Annotated in this window: 1 protein-coding gene; it reads left to right on the plus strand. The window is 44.7% G+C overall.

From position 1 onward, the window contains the following. On the plus strand, positions 1 to 1,952 hold a 1,952-nt coding region (locus tag CDA10_RS16630), incomplete at its 5' end, for a vWA domain-containing protein (protein ID WP_089606645.1). Between the last annotated feature and the right edge of the window lie 166 nt (positions 1,953 to 2,118).

The raw sequence follows: 2,118 nt of genomic DNA on the forward strand, positions 1-2,118 counted from the left end.
ACCCAGCCACGGTAACCATTGACTATCCGCAGCCGCTGCTTACCAGTAAATTGGCAGTTTCAGAAGAAGGATTGACTTACGGCATTAAAGATAGAGCAGGCAATCCAACAGATACCACAGACAGCGCCGATGCCATTGGTAGCTTTGGCACAGCAACATCTGCTATCACTACGATTAGCGCGCCTACAACGGTGCTATATTCTGGTGGGGAGAAGGTGATCTGGACATCTGCTAATGGGGTACTTACAGGCAAAACCGAAACCACAGGGGTGGATGTCATTAAGGTAACCCCAGGTGCCTTTGCCGCCGCTACAGGTGCAGGTTATACGGTAACCTTACTCAAAGCGATAGACCACCCGACTGGTCAAGATGAAAACACGCTTGATATTACGTTTGGCGTACAAACCAGTACCGAAATGGGGGAAATCACCTTAACAGTAGAAGACGATGCCCCTGTAACTACCAATACCACATTGACCGCGTCAAGTAATTCGGTTAGCTCGTTTTACGCCAATGTTAACCTGATCATGGATTTATCAGGAAGTACCAGTTATGATTCCAGCATACCTGGTAAAACTGTGTTTCAAGCTATGAAGGATTCAGTCAATAAACTACTTGACTATTATCAAAGCATGCTTGACAAAGCAGGCGGTAATGGTGACGTACGAGTAGATATCAGCGTATTTGCTTATTCAGCTAAACACTTATCATTGGATGGTTCTACGCCATCTTATTGGGTGAGCTTGGCAGATGCTAAAAAACTACTAGATACAATCCAACCACCTGACAACTCATCGGTTGATAACGGCATTGGTGGCGGGACTAACTATGACGTGGCTTTACAAGAAATGATTAAGGGCTATCAACAAAAAACTGTTGGTCCTTTACAAAATAAACCAGGCTTGACCAATAGTGCTTATTTCTTCACAGATGGTCAGCCAAACTCCTATCCTGATCCAACACCTGATGATCCACAAAATCTTGGATACGATTCAGGTGTTGGTATTAACCCTGGTTCCTTTAACGGATATATTCCTGGCGGTTTTACAGAGATTGGTGAAAAGGACTGGACTGATTTCTTAACTGCCAATAAGATTAAGGCGTATGCCGTTGGGCTTGGCGACAGTGTGGATATTTCTAAAATTACACCGATTTCATATGATGGCAGCACAGCAACCAATCCAGATGCTAGCCTTGTTAAACACATCACTGATTTTAGCCAATTGGATACTTTTTTAACCAGTACGGTTACAACCAGTTCATCGGCACCCGCGCCACTCAAGGCGACAGGTCTTATCCAATCTGGCGCAGATGCCAATTATACTGCCTCAATGACGGTGGATAATATCACCTATACCTACCAAACCAGTACGGGTAAAATCACCTCAGATTATGCCCACACAGCGTGGAAGGACCTTGGTAATGGCGACTTGCAAGTCACCACCCACTCAGGTGGTACAGTCAGCCTACACTTGGGGCAAGGGGCTAATCTTGGCAATATGACTTACCAAGCGCCTTCTAGTATTTTGACATCTCATACCAGTGAGACCATTGGCTATACCATTACCGATGGTGATGGCGATAAAGCAAGCGGCACCGCGACTATTGATTTAAGCGCCTTGCCAAAGCTGGTTGAGCATGCTTTACAAGCCAGTACCTCTACCACGGTCGCCGGCACAGCCAATGTGGCAGATGTCTTTACGTTGTCAGGTCTCACCAACAATGGCTCAGATACTATTACCAATTTTGAAGTAGGTATAGACAAACTTGGATTTAGTGGAATCAAAGAAATCAGCGATCTAAAAAACATCTCCGCTCAAGCCTCAGGCGGCAATACCGTGGTTCACTTCACCACAGCGGATACGATTGCCAGTCATTTGACATTGACAGGTGTAACGTTAGATACCACCACGATTCAAAATTGGCTGGTCAACAATTCGGTGATTATGTAACCGCTATATTAGTCTATCAAAACAACGGGGCATCTATATGATGCCCCGTTGTTTATCTATTGGCGGTTGTCGTGGTGTTTTTTGAGCATAGCTGTAAGCATCGAAAATGAAAACCGCTGATATCTCAGCAGTTATACCATATTTTGGTGGTGTTTTAAAAAGTATG

The sequence above is a fragment of the Acinetobacter piscicola genome (assembly GCF_002233755.1).
GTDB lineage: Bacteria > Pseudomonadota > Gammaproteobacteria > Pseudomonadales > Moraxellaceae > Acinetobacter > Acinetobacter piscicola.